1 pseudogene is annotated in these 914 nt (G+C 66.1%); it reads right to left on the reverse strand.

The features are described from left to right. Positions 1-914 (reverse strand): annotated as a pseudogene (locus G6W55_RS37830) (DNA polymerase III subunit alpha); the annotation flags it as partial.

The following is a 914-nucleotide window of genomic DNA, read 5'->3' on the forward strand; positions in this document are numbered from 1 at the left end:
TCGGGCTTCTTCTTGCCCATCACGCGGCGCAGGATGTCGGCCTCGCCGAGCGAGTAGCCGGCGATGATCTGGGCGGCCTTCTGCACCTGCTCCTGGTAGACGATCAGGCCGTAGGTGACCGCGAGGACCTCTTCGAGGGGCTCCTCCAGCTCCGGGTGGATCGGGGTGATCTCCTGGAGCTTGTTCTTGCGCAGCGCGTAGTTGGTGTGCGAGTCCATGCCCATCGGGCCGGGACGGTAGAGCGCGGAGACGGCGGAGATGTCTTCGAAGTTGTCGGGCTTCATCAGACGCAGCAGCGAGCGCATGGGGCCGCCGTCGAACTGGAAGACGCCGAGGGTGTCTCCGCGCTGGAGCAGTTCGAAGGTCTTGGGGTCGTCCAGCGGCAGGGCCAGGAGGTCGAGTTCGATCCCCTTGTTGGCCTTCACCATCTTGACGGCGTCGTCCATGATCGTGAGGTTGCGCAGGCCGAGGAAGTCCATCTTCAGCAGGCCGAGCGACTCGCACTGCGGGTAGTCCCACTGCGTGATGGTGACGCCGTCGGTGTGCCGCACCCAGATCGGGGCGTGGTCGACGATCGGCTCGCTGGACATGATCACGCCGGCGGCGTGCACGCCCATCTGGCGGACCAGGCCCTCGACGCCCTTGGCGGTGTCGATGACCTTCTTCACGTCCGGCTCGTTCTCGTACATCGCCCGGATCTCGCCCGCCTCGCTGTAGCGCGGGTGGGAGGGGTTGGTGATGCCGTCGAGGTCGATGCCCTTGCCGAGGACGTCGGCGGGCATGGCCTTGGTGAGCCGGTCGCCCATGGCGTACGGGTAGCCCAGCACGCGCGCGGAGTCCTTGATGGCGTTCTTGGCCTTGATCTTGCCGTAGGTGCCGATCATGGCGACCTTGTCGGCGCCGTACTTCTCCGT

This window comes from Streptomyces sp. CAI-85 (assembly GCF_013363615.1).
In the GTDB taxonomy this organism is placed as follows: Bacteria; Actinomycetota; Actinomycetes; order Streptomycetales; family Streptomycetaceae; genus Streptomyces; species Streptomyces antibioticus_B.